General features: G+C 67.7%; 18 protein-coding genes and 2 tRNA genes. 5 read left to right on the top strand and 15 right to left on the bottom strand.

Going from position 1 to position 18,593, the window contains the following annotated elements; translation table 11 throughout:
* The 3 genes from BN976_RS20915 to leuC all read right to left on the bottom strand — a co-directional run.
* On the bottom strand, positions 1-447 hold a 447-nt coding region (locus BN976_RS20915), incomplete at its 3' end, for an HU family DNA-binding protein (RefSeq protein WP_084182347.1).
* Between the two features lie 201 nt (positions 448-648).
* Complete coding sequence (gene leuD, locus BN976_RS20920; RefSeq protein ID WP_036373563.1) at positions 649-1,242, bottom strand: 3-isopropylmalate dehydratase small subunit; 594 nt, start codon at positions 1,240-1,242, stop codon at positions 649-651.
* Between the two features lie 19 nt (positions 1,243-1,261).
* The gene (leuC, locus tag BN976_RS20925) at positions 1,262-2,707 is read right to left on the bottom strand and encodes a 3-isopropylmalate dehydratase large subunit (RefSeq protein ID WP_036373566.1); all 1,446 of its coding nucleotides are present in this window, start codon (positions 2,705-2,707) and stop codon (positions 1,262-1,264) included.
* Between the two features lie 38 nt (positions 2,708-2,745).
* On the opposite strand from leuC, the gene BN976_RS20930 reads away from it, so the two are divergent.
* On the top strand, positions 2,746-3,447 hold the full coding sequence (locus BN976_RS20930; RefSeq protein ID WP_036373569.1) for an IclR family transcriptional regulator: 702 nt from the start codon (positions 2,746-2,748) through the stop codon (positions 3,445-3,447).
* A gap of 67 nt (positions 3,448-3,514) precedes the next feature.
* On the opposite strand, the gene BN976_RS20935 is transcribed toward BN976_RS20930, so the two are convergent.
* The 4 genes from BN976_RS20935 to BN976_RS20950 form a co-directional block, all read right to left on the bottom strand.
* Positions 3,515-3,587: transfer RNA gene (locus BN976_RS20935), tRNA-Glu, on the bottom strand.
* Between the two features lie 63 nt (positions 3,588-3,650).
* Positions 3,651-3,725, bottom strand: a tRNA-Gln gene (locus BN976_RS20940).
* 169 nt (positions 3,726-3,894) lie between these two features.
* Entirely contained in the window at positions 3,895-5,382 is a 1,488-nt protein-coding gene (gene gltX / locus BN976_RS20945) for a glutamate--tRNA ligase (protein ID WP_105386907.1), read from the bottom strand.
* Entirely contained in the window at positions 5,379-6,167 is a 789-nt protein-coding gene (locus BN976_RS20950; protein ID WP_011779361.1) for a fumarylacetoacetate hydrolase family protein, read from the bottom strand. The genes gltX and BN976_RS20950 overlap by 4 nt, the downstream gene beginning before the upstream one ends.
* A 117-nt stretch (positions 6,168-6,284) precedes the next feature.
* On the opposite strand from BN976_RS20950, the gene BN976_RS20955 reads away from it, so the two are divergent.
* On the top strand, positions 6,285-7,496 hold the full coding sequence (locus BN976_RS20955) for an MFS transporter (protein WP_036373575.1): 1,212 nt from the start codon (positions 6,285-6,287) through the stop codon (positions 7,494-7,496).
* A gap of 79 nt (positions 7,497-7,575) precedes the next feature.
* On the opposite strand, the gene BN976_RS20960 is transcribed toward BN976_RS20955, so the two are convergent.
* Genes BN976_RS20960 through serA form a run of 3 tightly spaced genes read right to left on the bottom strand, consistent with a single transcriptional unit; the run spans position 7,576 to position 10,759 of the window.
* Positions 7,576-8,106, bottom strand: coding sequence for a hypothetical protein (locus BN976_RS20960; protein ID WP_234935506.1), 531 nt, complete (start codon positions 8,104-8,106; stop codon positions 7,576-7,578).
* Positions 8,107-8,165: 59 nt separating this feature from the next.
* On the bottom strand, positions 8,166-9,176 hold the full coding sequence (locus BN976_RS20965) for a 3-isopropylmalate dehydrogenase (protein ID WP_011779358.1): 1,011 nt from the start codon (positions 9,174-9,176) through the stop codon (positions 8,166-8,168).
* Positions 9,173-10,759, bottom strand: coding sequence for a phosphoglycerate dehydrogenase (gene serA / locus BN976_RS20970; protein ID WP_011779357.1), 1,587 nt, complete (start codon positions 10,757-10,759; stop codon positions 9,173-9,175). Before serA ends, BN976_RS20965 begins: the two co-directional genes overlap by 4 nt.
* 32 nt (positions 10,760-10,791) lie before the next feature.
* On the opposite strand from serA, the gene BN976_RS20975 reads away from it, so the two are divergent.
* Together BN976_RS20975 and wrbA are read left to right on the top strand one after the other, a co-directional pair.
* Entirely contained in the window at positions 10,792-12,222 is a 1,431-nt protein-coding gene (locus BN976_RS20975) for a phytoene desaturase family protein (RefSeq protein ID WP_199558981.1), read from the top strand.
* Positions 12,223-12,254: 32 nt separating this feature from the next.
* Positions 12,255-12,851 carry an NAD(P)H:quinone oxidoreductase gene (wrbA, locus tag BN976_RS20980; RefSeq protein WP_011779355.1) on the top strand — a complete coding sequence of 199 codons (597 nt, stop codon included), beginning with the start codon at positions 12,255-12,257 and terminating at the stop codon, positions 12,849-12,851.
* Here wrbA and BN976_RS20985 read toward each other — a convergent pair.
* The 4 genes from BN976_RS20985 to BN976_RS21000 all read right to left on the bottom strand — a co-directional run bounded on the left by BN976_RS20985 (position 12,848) and on the right by BN976_RS21000 (position 17,018).
* Entirely contained in the window at positions 12,848-13,480 is a 633-nt protein-coding gene (locus BN976_RS20985; RefSeq protein ID WP_105388780.1) for a DUF3159 domain-containing protein, read from the bottom strand. The two genes, wrbA and BN976_RS20985, sit on opposite strands and share 4 nt — an antisense overlap.
* A gap of 75 nt (positions 13,481-13,555) precedes the next feature.
* Entirely contained in the window at positions 13,556-14,569 is a 1,014-nt protein-coding gene (gene ilvC, locus BN976_RS20990) for a ketol-acid reductoisomerase (RefSeq protein ID WP_011779353.1), read from the bottom strand.
* Between the two features lie 39 nt (positions 14,570-14,608).
* Positions 14,609-15,109 carry an acetolactate synthase small subunit gene (gene ilvN / locus BN976_RS20995; RefSeq protein WP_011779352.1) on the bottom strand — a complete coding sequence of 167 codons (501 nt, stop codon included), beginning with the start codon at positions 15,107-15,109 and terminating at the stop codon, positions 14,609-14,611.
* 31 nt (positions 15,110-15,140) lie between these two features.
* A complete protein-coding gene (locus BN976_RS21000) occupies positions 15,141-17,018 on the bottom strand; it encodes an acetolactate synthase large subunit (protein ID WP_011779351.1) in 1,878 nt (625 codons plus the stop codon).
* Positions 17,019-17,327: 309 nt separating this feature from the next.
* Between BN976_RS21000 and BN976_RS21005 the strand changes: the two genes are divergently transcribed.
* Positions 17,328-17,717, top strand: a complete 390-nt coding sequence (locus BN976_RS21005) for a PH domain-containing protein (protein WP_036373581.1) — start codon at positions 17,328-17,330, stop codon at positions 17,715-17,717.
* 7 nt (positions 17,718-17,724) lie between these two features.
* Here the strand turns inward: BN976_RS21005 and BN976_RS21010 are convergent, their stop codons facing one another.
* Entirely contained in the window at positions 17,725-18,555 is an 831-nt protein-coding gene (locus BN976_RS21010; protein WP_199558982.1) for a DoxX family protein, read from the bottom strand.
* Between the last annotated feature and the right edge of the window lie 38 nt (positions 18,556-18,593).

Raw genomic sequence — 18,593 nt, forward strand, 5'->3', positions numbered from 1 at the left:
CTTGACTGCGGCCTTCTTCGCCGGAGCCGCCTTCTTGGCCGGAGCCTTCTTGGCGGGCGCGGCCTTCTTGACTGCGGCCTTCTTCGCCGGAGCCTTCTTGGCGGCCTTGCGGGCGGTGCTCGTCGCGGTCACACCGCGCTTGACAGCCGGACCCTCAGCCGGAAGCTTCTGTGCGCCAGAGACAACAGCCTTGAACTGAGCGCCGGGGCGGAACGCCGGAACTGAGGTGGGCTTCACCTTCACGGTCTCGCCGGTGCGCGGATTGCGCGCCACCCGCGCGGCGCGGCGTCGCTGCTCGAAAACACCGAAGCCGGTGATGGTGACGCTCTCACCCTTGTGCACCGCACGCACGATGGTGTCAACAACGTTCTCCACCGCCGCGGTCGCTTGCCGACGATCCGAGCCCAATTTCTCCGTGAGTACGTCGATGAGCTCTGCTTTGTTCATGCAAAACCTCCGAAACCAGTGGCCCTCCTTGGGCCGACTAGTGGACACGGTAAACCCATTGCCTGCTGATTTCCAAGAGCCACGCGCAATTTCAGGCCGACTCAGCGAACTTTTTTCAATCCGCTTGGCCCCCTTACCCTCCTACCGGAGGCCGCGAAAAGGGGGGTTCGGAGGCGGGATTTCGGCCTTTCGGCCCGCCGGTCACGCCGGAAGTGTGTGGGGTTTCCACTCGGGACGGTGCCGCTCGTAATCCTCGATTTCATCGAGTTTGCGCAGCGTAAGGCCTATATCGTCGAGCCCCTCGAGCAGCCGCCATGCCGTGTAGTCGTCAATGTTGAACGGCACCATCATCGTTCCGGCGGTGATGGTCCGATCTTGAAGATTTACAGTGATTTCCGTCCCGGGGTGCTGCTCGATCAACTTCCACAACAATTCCACATCATCTTGCGAAACTTCTGCCGCCAGCAGCCCGGCCTTACCGGCATTGCCGCGGAAAATATCGGCGAACCGAGACGAGATGACGACCCGGAATCCGAAGTCCATCAGCGCCCAGACCGCATGCTCGCGCGAGGAGCCGGTGCCGAAATCGGGCCCGGCGACCAAAACCGACCCCTTGTCGAAGGGCGCCAAATTGAGCACGAATGACGGATCGTTGCGCCAGGCGGCAAAAAGACCGTCCTCGAATCCCGTTCGCGTCACCCGCTTCAGGTAGACGGCGGGAATGATCTGGTCGGTGTCGACATTCGATCGGCGCAGCGGAACACCGATCCCGGTGTGGGTACGAAAGGCTTCCATCTCAGTCTCCTGTCGGGTCTCAGTGGGTGGGCTCTGCGGCCAGGTCGGCAGGCGAGGACAACGTGCCTCGTACGGCGGTGGCCGCCGCCACCGCCGGTGACACCAGATGAGTGCGGCCGCCCTTGCCTTGCCTGCCCTCGAAATTCCGGTTGGACGTCGACGCGCACCGCTCCCCCGGGGCCAGCTGGTCCGGATTCATGCCCAGGCACATCGAGCAGCCGGCCTGGCGCCATTCCGCGCCTGCAGCAGTGAAGATCTCACCCAGGCCTTCGGATTCGGCCTGGGCACGCACCCGCATGGATCCCGGCACGACGAGCATCCGGACGTTGTCGGCGACCCTGCGGCCCCGCAGGATGTCGGCGACCACCCGAAGATCTTCGATGCGCCCGTTGGTGCACGAGCCGACGAACACCGTGTCGACCGGGATCTGCCGCATCGGAGTACCCGCACGAAGGTCCATATAAGCCAAGGCCTTTTCGGCGGCCTGCCGCTCGGCCTCGTCGAACATCATCTCGGGGTCGGGAACCGGATCGCTGAGCGGGACACCCTGGCCCGGATTGGTCCCCCACGTCACGAAGGGGCTCAGCGTCGATGCGTCGATGTAGATCTCGGTGTCGAACTGGGCGCCCTCGTCGGTGCGCAACTGTCGCCACACAGCCACCGCGGCATCCCATTCGGCGCCCTTGGGTGCGTGCGGCCGACCCCGCAGGAACTCGAACGTCGTCTCGTCGGGAGCGATCATGCCCGCCCGGGCGCCCGCCTCGATGCTCATGTTGCAGACCGTCATCCGGCCTTCCATCGACAGCGATTCGATGGCGCTGCCGCGGTACTCGATCACGTGCCCCTGGCCGCCGCCGGTGCCGATCTTGGCGATCACGGCCAGGATGATGTCCTTGGCACTGACCCCCGGCGGGAGCTGGCCGTCGACGTTGACCGCCATCGTCTTGAACGGCCGCAGTGGAAGTGTCTGGGTGGCAAGCACATGCTCGACCTCCGACGTGCCGATGCCCATCGCCAGCGCGCCGAACGCCCCGTGCGTCGAGGTGTGGCTGTCGCCACAGACGACCGTCATGCCGGGCTGGGTCAGGCCGAGCTGCGGACCGATGATGTGCACGATGCCCTGCTCCACATCGCCCATCGGATGCAACCGGATACCGAATTCCGCACAGTTGCGGCGCAGCGTCTCCACCTGAGTGCGCGACACCGGGTCGGCGATCGGCTTGTCGATGTCCACGGTGGGCACGTTGTGATCCTCGGTGGCGATCGTCAGGTCGGGCCGGCGCACCGGGCGCCCGGCGAGGCGCAGCCCGTCGAAAGCCTGAGGGCTGGTGACCTCATGGACCAGATGAAGGTCGATGTAGATGAGGTCGGGCTCGCGCGCGGCGCCCTCGCCGGTACCGGCTACGACGACGTGGTCGCTCCACACCTTCTCGGCGAGCGTGCGGGGCTGGTTCACGATGGCCATCTTGACTGTCTCACAATCTGGGAAGCTAATATCTCCTTGTGAGACAGAATAGCGGCATCGGGGTCTTGGACAAAGCCGTCACCGTGCTGCATGCGGTGGCCGAGTCCCCATGTGGGCTCGCCGATCTCTGCGAACGCACGAATCTGCCGCGGGCGACGGCCCACCGGCTTGCGGTGGGACTCGAAGTGCACCGTCTGCTCGCCCGCGAGGGTGACGGACAGTGGCGGCTGGGACCCGCGCTCACCGAACTGGCCGGGCACGTCAACGATCCGCTGCTGGCGGCGGGAGCCGTGGTCCTGCCCCGGCTGCGCGAGCTGACCGGCGAGAGCGTCCAGCTCTACCGCAGGGAGGGCACCACCCGGATCTGCATCGCCGCCCTGGAACCCCCGGCCGGCCTTCGCGATACCGTGCCCGTCGGGATACGGCTGCCGATGACGGCGGGATCGGGCGCCAAGGTGCTGCTCGCCTACGCCGACGCGGCCACCCAGCAAGCCGTGCTGCCCGGGGCCAAGTTCACCGATCGCACTCTGGCCGAGGTACGCAGGAGGGGCTGGGCACAGAGCGCCGCCGAACGCGAGCCCGGTGTGGCCAGTGTCTCGGCTCCGGTCCGGGACGGACGTGGTGCGGTCATCGCGGCGGTGTCGGTGTCCGGACCGATCGACAGGATGGGGAGGCGGCCCGGCGCTCGCTGGGCTGCGGATCTGGTCGCCGCCGCGGATGCTCTGACGCGCCGCCTCTGACAGCGATCCGTCGGTGCCGCACCGGGCATAAAAAAACTCCGGCCGGGAGAGGCCGGAGTCTTACTTGTACCCCCGATGGGATTCGAACCCACGCTACCGCCGTGAGAGGGCGGCGTCCTAGGCCGCTAGACGACGGGGGCTAGGAACTGCTTTCCGGAGGGTCAGCATAGCTCAGGCGAGGAAGCTGACCTAATCCGCGGCATTGGCTGGGGTACCAGGACTCGAACCTAGAATGGCTGAACCAGAATCAGCTGTGTTGCCAATTACACCATACCCCATTGGCTGCTTGTAACCGCTGGTCACAAGCCGTTTTTCGACCCAACGCGCCTCGGTGCCACCGCTGCGCGCCATTCACGGGCCGACGAGCAGACTACCAAAGATTTCGGAGTGGTTTTTCCACGGCACCACCGTCGTGCGGTTTCTCACCGTCCCGGGTAGCGGCGCTCCTCATCCCTGCGGTGCAGCGGCCGCCGCGGCGTGGTCCCGACCGGCCCGCAAACGCGCCAGGCTCCGGTCACGGCCGAGGAGTTCCAGCGACTCGAACAACGGCGGACTCACCGACGAGCCGGTGGCCGCCACCCGGACCGGCCCGAAGGCCTTGCGGGGTTTGAGCTCCAGCCCATCGATCAACGCGCCCTTGAGTGCCTCCTCGATGGCCGCGGTGTCCCACGCCTCGACACCGCGCAGCGCCTCGAGCGCGGCCCCCAGAACCGGCACCGCCTCGGCCTTGAGTTCCTTGGCGGCAGACTTCTCGTCGAGGGTGAAGGACGCGTCGTCGAGGAACTTGAGCAGCTCCCACGCGTCGCCGAGCACCACGATGCGGGTCTGCACCAGCCGGGCAGCCTCGGCGAACTGCGAGTCGTCCAGGCCGGTGCGGTGTCCGTGAGTGGCGAAGTACGCCCCCAGTCGACGGGTGAACTCGGCCTCGTCGAGCAGGCGGATGTGCTCGGCGTTGAGCGCGTCGGCCTTCTTCTGGTCGAACCGGGCCGGACTGGAGTTGACGTCGGCGACGTCGAACGCGGCGACCATTTCTTCCAGGCTGAAGATGTCGTGGTCGTCGGCGATCGACCAGCCCAGCAGGGCAAGATAATTGAGCAGGCCCTCGGGGATGAAGCCGCGGTCGCGGTGCAGGAACAGATTGGACTGCGGGTCACGCTTGGACAACTTCTTGTTGCCCTCGCCGAGCACCGACGGCAGGTGCGCGAACTGCGGTGTCGTATCCGCCACACCGATGCGGATCAGCGCCCCGTAGAGTGCGAGCTGCCGCGGAGTCGACGGCAGCAGGTCCTCGCCGCGCAGCACATGGGTGATCTTCATCAACGCATCGTCGACGGGATTGACCAACGGGTACAACGGTTCTCCGTTTCCGCGGGTCAGCGCGAAGTCGGGAACCGACCCGGCGGGGAATGTCGTCTCCCCCCGCACCAGGTCGACCCAGGTCAGATCCGTGTCCGGCATCCGCAGACGCACGACCGGCCGGCGCCCCTCGGCCCGGAACGCCGCACGCTGCTCCTCGGTCAGATCGCGGTCGTAATTGTCGTAGCCGAGTTTCGGGTTCCGCCCCGCCGCGATGTGCCGCGCCTCCACCTCTTCGGCGGTCGAGAACGCCTCATAGGCTTCGCCCGCGGCGAGCAGGCGCTCGATCACATCGGTGTAGATGTCCAGGCGCTGCGACTGGCGGTACGGGCCGTAGGGACCGCCGATTTCGGGCCCCTCGTCCCAGTCCATCCCCAGCCACCGCAGGGCATCGAGCAACGCCAGGTAGCTGTCCTCGCTGTCCCGGGCAGAATCGGTGTCCTCGATCCGGAACACGAATGTGCCCCCGGTGTGGCGGGCGTACGCCCAGTTGAACAGCGCGGTCCGGATCAGCCCGACGTGCGGGGTCCCGGTCGGCGACGGACAGAATCTGACACGAACCACATCCGAGGTCGTCACGATCTTCCTTTTCTCACAACAGGATTGGTGAGGGTTCCGATGCCCTCGACGGTGATGCTGACGCTGTCACCGTGCTCCAGCGGACCGACCCCCTCCGGGGTCCCGGTCAGGATCAGGTCACCCGGCAGCAGCGTCATCACCGCCGAGATCCATTCGATGATCGCGCCGATGTCGTGGATCATCAACGAGGTCCGGCTGCGCTGCTTGACGTCCCCGTTGACCTCCGTGCGGATCTCGAGATCGGAGGGGTCCAGATCGGTGACGATCCACGGGCCGACCGGGCAGAACGTGTCATGGCCCTTGGCGCGCATCCACTGGCCGTCCTTCTGCTGCTGGTCCCGCGCCGACACGTCGTTGGCGATCGTGTAACCCAGGATGTTCTCGGCGGCGCGCGACGCGGGAACGTCTTTGCACGGCCGGCCGATGACGGCCGCCAGCTCACCTTCGAAGTGAACCGGGTTGGCGTCCGCGGGAAGCTGAATCGGCGTGTTCGGACCGATGATCGCCGTATTGGGTTTGAGGAAGATGATCGGGTCCTCGAAGGTGCCGCCGCCCATCTCCTCGATGTGCGCGGCGTAGTTCTTGCCCATGCACACAACCTTGCTCGCCAGGATGGGCGCGAGCAGGCGCACATCGGCCAGCGGCCACTGCCGGCCGGTGAAGGTCGGGTTTCCGAAGGGATGCTCGGCGATCTCGCGGGCGACGGCTCCGCCGGGATCATCGGGCGGACCTTCGATGGCGACGAAGGCGACCCCATCGGGGCTGGCGATTCGGCCGAGACGCATGCGGCCAGCCTAATGCCCGCCGCATGCGCCTCCGCGACCGCGCCGCAGTGATCGCCCATGTCTCACATTATGAGAATCTGGTTCAATATTGTGAGACGGCTGTGTAACCATGGCGCCATGCCCGCCACCGCGATCAGCTCGATGAGACGCTGGTCGATGCTGGCGATCGGGCTGCTGGCGACCCTGTGCGCCAACGTGTTCATCAACGGTGTGGCGTTCCTCATTCCGACGCTGCATGACGAGCGCGGCCTCGACCTGGCCGCAGCCGGCCTGATGTCGTCACTGCCCAGCCTGGGAATGGTGGTGACGCTGATCGCCTGGGGCTACGTCGTCGACCGGGTCGGTGAACGCGTCGTGCTCACGTTGGGATCGGCCCTGACCGCCGCGGCGGCGTTCGCGGCGGCAGCGGCCGACACCCTGCTGACGACAGGCGTCTTCCTGTTCCTGGGCGGGATGGCAGCGGCGAGCAGCAACACCGCCAGCGGACGGCTGGTGGTCGGCTGGTTCGACGCGGAGCGACGCGGTCTGGTGATGGGCATCCGGCAGACCGCCCAGCCGTTGGGTGTCGGTGTCGGTGCGCTGGTGATCCCGCGGCTGGCGCAGGCCGAGGGCGTCTCGGCCGCACTGCTGTTCCCCGCCATCGTGTGTGCGGCCGCGGCGGTGCTGTGCGCGATCGCGGTGGTCGACCCGCCACGGCCTGCACGCGCCGAAGCCGACGACACCGACCTGGCCAACCCGTACCGAGGATCGCCGATGCTGTGGCGCATCCACCTCACGTCCGTCCTGCTGGTCGTGCCGCAGGTCATGGTGTGGACGTTCACCCTGGTGTGGCTGATCTCCGAACACCGGTGGTCGCCCGAATCGGCGGGCCTGCTGGTCATGACGGCCCAGATCCTCGGTGCCGCAGGCCGCATCGGCGCGGGCCGCTGGTCGGACACGTTCGTCAGGCGCTCCGGCGACGTGATCGCCTCACGGTTGCGGCCGATCCGCATGATCGCCGCCGCCGCGGCCGCGGCGATGGCCCTGCTGGCCGTCACGGACTGGCTCGACTCACCGGTGAGCATCGCCGTGATGATCGCGGCCTCGGTGATCACGGTGTCCGACAACGGGTTGGCGTTCACGCTCATCGCCGAGTACGCCGGCCCGTTCTGGAGCGGACGAGCACTGGGAACCCAAAACACCAGCCAACTGTTCGCCCAGGGCGTCGCACCGCCGCTGTTCGGCGGTCTGATCGCAATCGCCGGCTATCCTGTGGCCTTCGCGGTCTGCGCGCTGTTTCCGCTGTTGGCGATCCCGTCGGTGCCATTGACGGTCAAGCCGGATCGCTGAAGCGTGTCGCTACCCGGTTCACTCGGGTTGAGATCGGCAGCGCGGCAATTCCATCACCGCCGCGGTCGCGGCAATTCCATCACCGCCGCGGCCGCGGCAATTCCATTACCGCCGCGACGAAGAAGCACAGCGCCCCGACGAAGGTGCCGAGGTTTGCCAGCCACTCGTCGGCGGTGACTCCGTCCTTGCGGACGAACGCAGCCACAGCCGAAACCCCGAACGCGACACAGCCGATCAGATTGACGACACCGGCGCGCCAGTCGCGGGACCGGAGCTCCAGGACTCCGGTCACCGCGGTGACCGCCATCATCGCGAGTGCACCGCTGATCAGGAAGAACAGCGACCCGGTGGCGTCGGGGACCCAGACATAGCGGCGTTCGGCGGCCACGGCATGCGCCCACACGGCGGCGCCGGTGCTGAGGTTGAAAAGCACGGTTCCCGCGAACTGCACTGCGGCCGCGGACCATTCGAATCTGGCGGCCCGATCCGACAGGGTCAGCTGCATCCACGCCGCGGTGGTGAAGAACCACGAACCGACAAAGCACAGCAGGTTCGCCGTCCCGGCTCCGGCCCACGCCGCGAACCCGGGCGCGGTCGCCACCGCGAACAACGAGGATCCGATCGCGAACAGCCGGCACTGCCGAGTCAGCGACGCGAACCCGGCGATGGCTACAGCTTCCCGAGGATCCGCTCGCCGACCGCAGCGGTCGACAGTTTCTCGTCTCCGCGGGTGGCCAGATGCTCGGCGACCGCCTTGTCGACCCGTGCCGCCGCGTCCACTTCCGCCATGTGCGCCAGCAGAAGCGACACCGACATCACGGCGGCCGTCGGATCGGCGATGCCCTGCCCGGCGATGTCGGGTGCGCTGCCGTGCACCGGCTCGAACATCGACGGATGGGTCAGCGTGGCATCGATGTTGCCGCTGGCGGCCAGCCCGATGCCGCCGCACACCGCGGCCGCGAGGTCGGTGATGATGTCGCCGAACAGGTTGTCGGTGACGATGACATCGAATCGGCCCGGGTCGGTCACCATGTGGATGGTGGCGGCGTCGACGTGCTGGTAGGCGACCTCGACGTCCGGATACTCGGCCGCCACCGTCTGCACCGTGCGCCACCACAGCGATCCCGCGTTGGTGAGCACGTTGTTCTTGTGCACCAGGGTCAGATGCTTACGCCGTTGTTGGGCCCGCCCGAACGCGTCCTGCACCGCTCGGCGCACCCCGAACGCGGTGTTCACGCTGACCTCGGTGGCGATCTCGTGCGGGGTCCCGACGCGGATGGCGCCACCGTTGCCGGTGTAGGGCCCCTCGGTCCCCTCTCGCACGACGACGAAGTCGATCTCCGGGTTGCCTGCCAGCGGACTCTGCACGCCCGGGTAGAGACGCGCGGGCCGCAGGTTGATGTGGTGATCGAGCTCGAATCGGATACGCAGCAGCAGCCCGCGCTCCAACAGGCCACTGGGAACCGACGGATCCCCGATCGCGCCGAGCAGGATCGCGTCGTGACCCTTGAGTTCTTCCAACACCGAGTCAGGCAGAACCTCACCCGTCTTGTGGTACTGCCGCGCGCCCAGGTCGTATTCGGTTTTCTCGACACCGGGCAGCACCGCGTCGAGCACCTTGAGCGCTTCGGTGATGACTTCGGGTCCGATGCCGTCGCCGGCGATCACTGCGAGTCTCATGTCAGGTCCACCACTTCCAGCGTCACAGCGTTCACGTCTCTTCCGATGGCGGCAAGAACTTCGCCGGGAACCTCACGGTCGAGTCGCAGCATCACCGTCGCACCGATGCCGTCGGCGTCCTGGCTGAGCTGCGCGGCCAGGATGTTGACGGCAGCGCCGCCGAGCAGGGTGCCGATCTTGCCGAGCGCACCGGGCTGGTCGTCATAGTTGATGATCAGGTTGACACCCTCGGCACGCAGTTCGAGGTTGCGTCCGTTGATCTGGACGATCTTCTCGACCAGCTGCGGGCCCGTCAACGTACCCGCGACGTTGACGGTGGACCCGTCGGCGGCCACGGCACGCACGTCGACGACGCTGCGGTGATTGGCGCTCTCCGTCGCGGTGGTGATCGACGCTTCGACACCACGCTCGGAGGCCAGCGCCGGCGCGTTGACGAACGTGACGGGATGCTCGATCACCGCCGAGAACAGCCCGCGCAGGGCCGAAAGCTTGAGCACCTCAACTTCTTCGCTCGCCAGCTCACCCTGCACCTGCACCTGCAGCGACACCGGCGGTTCGCTCGACAGCACTCCGACGAGCAGGCCCAGCTTGCGGACCAGGTCCAGCCACGGCGCCACCTCCTCGCCGACGGCACCGCCGCCGACATTGACCGCGTCCGGTACGAACTCCCCGGCCAGGGCGAGCTTCACACTGGCCGCGACGTCGGTGCCCGCGCGGTCCTGCGCCTCGACGGTCGAGGCGCCGAGATGCGGGGTCACCACGACCTGAGGCAGCTCGAACAGCGGGCTGTCGGTGCACGGCTCGGTGGAGAAGACGTCCAGTCCGGCCCCGCGCACGTGGCCGCTGTTGATCGCGTCGGCCAGCGCGGCCTCGTCGATGAGGCCGCCGCGGGCCGCGTTGACGATGATGACGCCGGGCTTGGTCTTGGCCAGCGCTTCCTTGCCGATCAGGCCGGCGGTCTCCTTGGTCTTGGGCAGATGCACCGAGATGAAGTCGGCACGACCCAGAAGCTCGTCGAGGGTCAGAAGCTCGATGCCCAGCTGCGCGGCGCGCGCGTGCGACACATAGGGGTCGTAGGCGGTGATGTGCGCGCCGAAAGCGGCCAGCCGCTGCGCCACCAGCTGGCCGATGCGGCCGAGGCCGACCACACCGACGGTCTTTCCGAAGATCTCGGTGCCGGAGAACGAGGAACGCTTCCAGCTGTGCTCGCGCAGCGTCGCATCAGCGGCAGGGATCTGGCGCGCGGCGGCCAACAGCAGCGCCAGCGCGTGCTCGGCCGCGCTGTGGATGTTCGACGTCGGCGCGTTGACGACCAGCACCCCGCGGGCCGTGGCGGCGTCGACGTCGACGTTGTCGAGCCCGACGCCGGCGCGCGCGACGATCTTCAGTTTCGGGGCCGCGGCCAGGACCTCGGCGTCGACCGTGGTGGCCGAGCGCACCAGCAGCGCATCGGCGTCGGCGACGGCGGCCAGCAGCTTCTCTCGGTCGGGCCCGTCAACCCAGCGGACCTCGACCTGGTCGCCCAGGGCCTCCACCGTCGATTGGGCCAGCTTGTCGGCGATCAGTACCACAGGAAGACTCACGAGGCTCCAGCCTAATGGGCTCTAATGTCCAGGTGGAATTGACCGTCGTCGGAAGTGGCCCCAACGGGTTGGCGGCCGCCGTGATCTGCGCCCGAGCCGGGCTGTCCGTTCGGGTCGTCGAGGCGCAGCCGACTCCGGGCGGAGGTGCCCGGACCCTGCCCGACCCGGAGTTCTCGGGGGTGTCGCACGACATCTGCTCGGCCGTGCACCCGCTGGCGCTGGCCTCACCGTTCTTCGCCGAGTTCGATCTGCAAGCCCGGGGCGTCACGTTGGCGGTCCCCGAGGTGTCCTACGGCAATCCGCTGCCCGGGCGCCCGGCGGCCGTCGGGTACCGCGACATCGAACGCACCTGCGCCGAGCTCGACGACGGCGCGTCGTGGCGACGGCTGCTGGGACCGTTGGCCGACGACTGCGACGGCGTGGTCGGATTGCTGCTGGGAGACAAGCGTTCGATTCCCCCGAGCATTCCGGCGGCGGTGCGCGTCGCCCCCCGACTGCTGGCGCAGGGCAGCCCGGCCTGGGGCACCCTTGCGGGCGAGGACGCCAGAGCGTTGTTCACCGGCGTTGCGGCACATACGATTTCGCGGATGCCGTCGCTGGTGTCCGCGGGGGCCGGGCTGATGCTGGCCACCCTCGGCCACACGGTGGGCTGGCCGGTCCCCTCCGGTGGATCGCAGGCGATCCCCGACGCGTTGCTCGCCGATCTGCAGGCCCACGGTGGAGAGCTCGTCCTCGGCGAGGAGGTGACGAGCCCGCCGTCGGGTGTCGTGCTCTACGACACGGCGCCGACGGCACTGCTGCGCATCTACGGCGACCGGCTTCCGCCGGGATACGCGAAGACATTGCGGCGCTACCGCTACGGTCCGGGGGTGGCGAAGGTCGATTTCGTGTTGTCCGGCGAGATCCCCTGGCGCGATCCACGTTTGGCGAATGCTCCGACGCTGCATCTGGGCGGCGACCGGGCCACGATGGCGCGCGCGGAGAAGGACGTCGCGGCGGGCCGCCACGCCGAATGGCCGATGGTGCTCGCCTCCCTCCCCCACCTCGCCGACCCGGGCCGGGTGGACCCGCAGGGGCGCCGACCACTGTGGACCTACGCCCATGTCCCCGCCGGCTCGACGGTCGACATGGCCGAGGCCGTCACCGAGGTGATCGAGCGGTTCGCTCCCGGCTTCCGCGACGTGGTGGTGGGGGTGCGCAGCGTGCCCGCGGCGCGACTGTCCTCGCACAACGCCAACCTCGTCGGCGGCGACATCGGTGTCGGCGGCAACAATATGGTCAGCGCGCTCACCGGGCCGGCCCTGCGCTGGAATCCGTGGTCGACGCCGATCCCCAAGGCGTATCTGTGTTCGTCGGCCACCCCGCCCGGCGGCGGTGTGCATGGCATGGCCGGTTTCTACGCCGCCCGCACCGTGCTGCGTCGGGAATTCGGGATCAGGGAACTTCCCCCGCTCGCGCCCTGAATTCCAGCCGAGATCCCGCGTAGGGTGACGCCATGACGAAAGTGGCAGTCATCTACTACTCGGCGACGGGCCACGGCACCGCCATGGCAAACCGCGTAGCGGCCGCCGCCGAGGCGGCCGGTGCCGAGGTCCGGGTGCGGCACGTCGCCGAGACCCGCGACCCCGAGACATTCGCGAACAACCCGGCGTGGACGGCGAATTACGAAGCGACGAAAGACCTTCCGGCCGCGACCGGCGAGGATATCGTCTGGGCGGATGCGGTGATCTTCGGTTCCCCCACCCGGTTCGGCAACACGGCCTCGCAATTCCGGACGTTCGTCGACTCTCTCGGCGGGCTGTGGGCGCAGGGCAAGCTCGCCGACAAGGTCTACGCCGGCTTCACATCGTCTCAGACCGCGCACGGCGGCCAGGAGACGACGCTCATCACCCTCTACGTCACGCTGATGCACTTCGGCGGGATCATCGTGCCGCCCGGATACACCGACGGGGTCAAGTTCGCCGACGGGAACCCGTACGGCGTCGGCCACATCACCGGTCCCGAGAACCGCAACGAGCTCGACGAAGCAACTTTGGCCGCGCTCGATCACCTCGCCCGGCGAGTGGTCGGCGTCGCCGATCGGCTCGGTTAGGCGGGCTCGGCGCCTTTGGGTAAGGTCCGCATCGCCGTCCGGATCGCCAGATAGATCAGCGTCGAGGTGACCAGGAATATCGGCCACCCCATGGCAATCCGCGCCACCGCGAGCAATCCTTCCTGGTCGGTGTCGTAGAGGTAGAACTGCACCGCGAACCGCGTCGCGGACACCGCCGCCATCATCAGCGTGACGAGAACGAACGCGGTTCGGACGCGGGGGGTCCGCCGCCAGGTGTCGTCGCGGCCGGTCATCCACGCCCAGACGACGCCGATCAACGGTCGTCCCACCACGACCGAGCCGGTGAACAGGACCGCCATCGCCAGGTACATCCAGATGCCGGGCAGATAGAAGTCTTTGGCCCGACCGGTGGCCAGAGCCAGCCCGGCACCGACCGCGATCCCCGCGAAGCCGAACAGGGCAGGCCGCGTCGACTCGCGCCGCACCAACTGCAGCACCAGGACGATCGCGCCGGCGCCGAGCGCTGCGATCAGGGCCGGCGTCAGCCCGGCGACCGCGTTGAGCGCAGCGAAGGTCGTCACCGGCAGGGCGGTGTACACCAGCCCGCGGATGCCGCCCGCCCGGGCCAACAGGACGGTGGCCGGCGTCGAAGTGCCCGTCATGATCATCGAGAGTACCGACCGCACGATTTCGGTGTAGTTGGTCACGCTGAGGGCGACCAACTACACCGAAATCGCGGAAAGCTAGGCGGTTTCGGTGATGGGGCGGTCGACCCAGCTCATCAGGTCGCGCAGCTTCTTGCCGGTGACCTCGATCGGGTGCTCGGCGTTCTTCTTGCGCAGAGCTTCGAGTTCCTTGTTTCCGCCCTCGACGTTGGCGACCAGGCGCTTGACGAACGTGCCGTCCTGGATGTCCTTGAGGATGTCCTGCATCCGCTTCTTGGTGTCGGCGTCGATGACGCGCGGACCGGACAGGTAGCCGCCGAACTCCGCGGTGTCACTCACCGAGTAGTTCATCCGGGCGATGCCACCCTCGTACATCAGGTCGACGATCAGCTTGAGCTCGTGCAGCACCTCGAAGTAGGCCATCTCCGGGGCGTAACCCGCCTCGACCATGACCTCGAATCCGGTCTTGACCAGTTCCTCGGTGCCGCCGCACAACACAGCCTGCTCACCGAACAGGTCGGTCTCGGTCTCTTCCTTGAACGTGGTCTTGATGACACCGGCGCGGGCGCCGCCGATGGCTGCGGCGTACGACAGCGCCAGCGCCTGGCCCTCACCCTTGGGGTCCTGGTCGATGGCGATCAGGCAGGGCACGCCCTTGCCGTCGACGAACTGGCGGCGGACCAGGTGGCCGGGGCCCTTGGGGGCGACCATGCCGATGGTGACGTTGGCCGGCGGCTTGATCAGACCGAAGTGGATGTTGAGGCCGTGACCGAAGAACAGCGCGTTGCCGTCCTCCAGGTTGGGCTCGATGTCGTTGGTGAAGATCTCGGCCTGCGCAGTGTCAGGCGCCAGCAGCATGATCACGTCGGCCCACTTGGCGACCTCTGCCGGGGTGTCGACCTCGAGACCCTGCTCGGTGACCTTCTCGCGGGACTTCGAGCCCTCCTTGAGACCGACCTTCACCTGGACACCGGAGTCGCGCAGGCTCAGCGAGTGCGCGTGCCCCTGGCTGCCGTAGCCGATGACGGCGACCTTGCGGCCCTGAATAATCGACAGGTCCGCGTCGGCGTCATAGAACATCTCAACTGCCATCTTCGTGAATCTTCTTTCTTCTGTTTGCTTTTCAGGTTCTTACTTGGTGCTGATACCGCGCGGGCCGCGGGACAGCGACACCACACCGGACTGGACGATCTCCCGGATCCCGTAAGGCTCGAGCACCCTCAGCAGCGCCTCGATCTTGCCAGGTGTCCCGGTGGCCTCGACAGTGAGCGACTCGTTGGAGACGTCGACGACCTTGGCCCGGAACAGGTTGACCGCCTCGATGACCTGCCCACGGGTGGCGGCATCGGTGCGGACCTTGATCAGCGCGAGCTCCCGGGAGACGGAGTTCTCCTCGTCCTGCTCGACGATCTTGATCACGTTGATCAGCTTGTTGAGCTGCTTGGTGATCTGCTCCAGGGGCGACTCCTCGACGTCGACCACGATGGTCATCCGCGAGAGGTCCTTGTGTTCGGTGGCGCCGACCGCCAGTGACTGGATGTTGTAGCCGCGGCGCGAGAACAGCGACGCCACGCGGGCCAGCACACCGGGCTTGTCTTCGACGAGCACCGACAGCGTGTGGGTGATGCTCATCTACAGGCTCCGTTCTTCGCGCAAGCACTCATCAGGCGTGCCCCTCTTCGTTGTCGAACAGCGGTCGGATACCGCGTGCGGCCTGGATCTCATCATTGCTGGTGCCTGCGGCCACCATCGGCCACACCTGGGCATCGGCGCCGACGACGAACTCGATCACCACCGGTCGGTCGTTGATCGCGCGCGCCTGGCTGATGACGTCTGCCACATCCTCGCTACGCTCACAACGCAATCCGACGCAGCCCAGCGCCTCGGACAGCTTGACGAAGTCCGGGATGCGGCGGGAGTGGGTGGCCAGATCGGTTTGGCTGTACCGCTCTTCGTAGAACAGTGTCTGCCATTGACGCACCATGCCGAGATTGCCGTTGTTGATCAGCGCGACCTTGATCGGCACCCCTTCGATGGCGCACGTGGCCAGCTCCTGGTTGGTCATCTGGAAGCAGCCGTCGCCGTCGATCGCCCACACCTCGGCCTCCGGGCGGCCCATCTTGGCGCCCATCGCCGCAGGCACCGCGAAGCCCATGGTGCCCAGACCACCGGAGTTGATCCACGTCTTGGGGTTCTCATACGAGATGAACTGCGCCGCCCACATCTGGTGCTGACCCACGCCGGCCACATAGACCGCGTCCGAGCCCGCGATCTTGCCCAGCGTCTCGATCACGAACTCCGGCGACAGGCTGCCGTCACTCTGCGGGCCGTAGCTCAGCGGGTAGGTCGACTCAATCCCGCGCAGGTACTCCCACCAGTTGTCCAACTTGGTCGAGGCGGTCGCGCCGTCGCGGCGCAGGACCTCGATCAGATCGGTGATCACGGCCTTGACGTCGCCGACGATCGGCACGTCGGCGTGCCGGTTCTTGCCGATCTCGGCCGGGTCGATGTCAGCGTGGATCACCTTGGCCTCGGGCGCGAACGAGTCCAGCTTGCCGGTCACGCGGTCGTCGAAGCGGGTGCCCAGCGCGATCAGCAGATCGCTGCGCTGCAGCGCGGCCACCGCGGCGACCGTGCCGTGCATGCCCGGCATGCCGAGGTTCTGCGGATGGCTGTCCGGGAACGCACCGCGGGCCATCAACGTGGTCACCACCGGGATGCCGGTCAGCTCGGCCAGGTCCAGCAGCTGCTCGCTGGCCTCGCCGCGGATCACGCCGCCGCCGACGTAGAGCACCGGCTTGCTGGCCTCGCCGATCAGTTTGGCGGCCTCGCGGATCTGACGGTTGTGCGGTTTGGTGTTCGGCTTGTAGCCCGGCAGCTCGAACTGCGGGGGCCAGGCGAACGTGCACTCGCCCTGCAGAATGTCCTTCGGGATGTCGACCAGCACCGGACCTGGCCGCCCGCTGGAGGCGATATGGAACGCCTCGGCGATGACGCGCGCGATGTCGTCACCGTCGCGGACCAGGAAGTTGTGCTTGGTGACCGGCATCGTGATGCCCGAGATGTCGGCTTCCTGGAACGCGTCGGTGCCGATCAGGGCGCGTCCGACCTGCCCGGTGATCGCCACCATCGGGATCGAGTCCATGTAGGCGTCGGCCAGCGGTGTCACCAGGTTGGTCGCCCCGGGACCCGACGTGGCCATGCACACCCCGACCCTGCCGGTGGCGTGCGCGTAGCCGCTGGCCGCGTGGCCCCCGCCCTGCTCGTGACGGACCAGAACGTGGCGCAGCTTCTTCGAGTCGAAAAGCGGGTCGTAGACCGGCAGCACGGCACCGCCCGGGATGCCGAAGATGACGTCGACACCGAGTTCCTCAAGCGATCGGATGACCGCCTGCGCTCCGGTGAGCTGTTGTGGGGCAATGTTGTTCGGTTGGCGAGTGGCTTGCGACGGGGCCGGCGCGGAGTTGTGCTTCGCGGCGGCCGCTGTCCCGTCCGTCGGGGTCGCCGACTGCTCGGGCGGTCGCTTGGTAGGTGCGCTCACGGTGTCCTCTGGTCTTTCTCGGTCGGCCGATCTTCTCAAATCGGTGCTGGGGCAACAAAAAACCCCCGTCAGCCCGGCGGCTGTACGAGGGTTGCGCGTCGATGCGGTTTTGCTATGCCCGAACCAGGGCTAGCGCGGCATCAACGCGCAACCCAATTACTACGAGCAAGGTCTGCATAGCAGACGACGGTAGCCCGCGAACAGGCCGAAGGTCAAATTCGGGTCTCACCGACGAGCGCTCGCGCGTGGCGGAACCGCCCCGCCGAAGGCTGGGGGGAGGGCCGACTCGCACGGTGCAATGATGGCCCCATGCGCACCCCCTCGGAGTCGGCACCGGTCGTCGTCAGGATCTCACCGATGGCACACGTGGCGATCGGCTTCCTGTCGGTGGCCCTGCTCGCGGTGGTGTTCGCAGGTCCGGCCTGGTTCATCCTGCTGTTCCTGATCCCGTTGCTGCTGTCGATCTTCGTGATGCGCTACCGCACCGTCGCCGACCGGGACACCGTCACCGCCCGCACGATGCTGCGCAGCAAGACCGTGCGCTGGGACGACATCGACGGTCTGCGCTTCGGCCGCACCGCCTGGGCGGTGGCACAGCGGCGCGACGGAACCGAGCTTTCCCTTCCGGCGGTGACGTTCTCGACCCTGCCGAGGTTGGCCGCGGCCAGCGGTGGCCGGGTGCCCAACCCCTACGAGTAGCAGTGCGTCAGGCCAGCGGGTTGGTGCCGTTGAGCAGGACCCAGATCGCCACACCCGCGCCGATCCCCAGCAGCAGCGCGGCGAACGAGCCGACGAAGGGGCGGCGGGCCCAGCCACGGCCGGCGTCCAGACCGTAGCGGCCCGGGCCGACGAGGATGATCGCTGCGACGGCGCACACCAGCACCACCTGGTACTCGTGCCCGTCGGTCAGGAACGACGACAGCCGGGCTTCCTCGTGTGCGAGGGTGGCCTCGGCCAGCACCGACGTGATCAGATACCCCAGCGCCCCGGCCGCCGCGATCGGGGTGAACAGGCCGATGACCAGGAGCGCCCCCGCGGCGATCTGACCGCCGGCAGCGACGTAGGTCAGGATGTCGGCGTGCCGGAAGCCCACCTCGGTCAGGGTGTCGCGGAAGCCGTCCAGACCGGGCCCGCCCCACCATCCGAAGACCTTCTGCAGGCCGTGGCCGATGAGCAGCACACCGACCGCGACGCGCAGCACCAGCAGCCCGAGGTCCTGGGTGCCCCTGCGGTCGTCGCGTCGGTCGGGATCGATGACACCGACCTCGGTGGGCGCCGCCGTCGACCCGTAGGACCCGGGCGCCAGCCCGGTGCCCGGCTGCACGTACGGCAGCGGCTCCGGCTCGTTCAACAGCGCGAACGGCTGCTGGCCGGCCGGCTTGGCGGAGTCGTAACGGGGAATCGCGGTGGTCTCGAAGTCGCCGCCGTAGTGCGCGGACGGCAGATCGTCTTCCGGGTCCACCAGGCTCGCCGACGCGGGCCGCCCAGCCGAATCGTCGGGCCGCTGCCAGGGGCCGGGATCATGGGGACTCGTCACGACTGCCAGGGTAAGGGCTGACCCGGCCCGAACCGAGG

It is taken from the genome of Mycolicibacterium austroafricanum (assembly GCF_000612725.1).
Classification (GTDB): Bacteria; Actinomycetota; Actinomycetes; order Mycobacteriales; family Mycobacteriaceae; genus Mycobacterium; species Mycobacterium austroafricanum.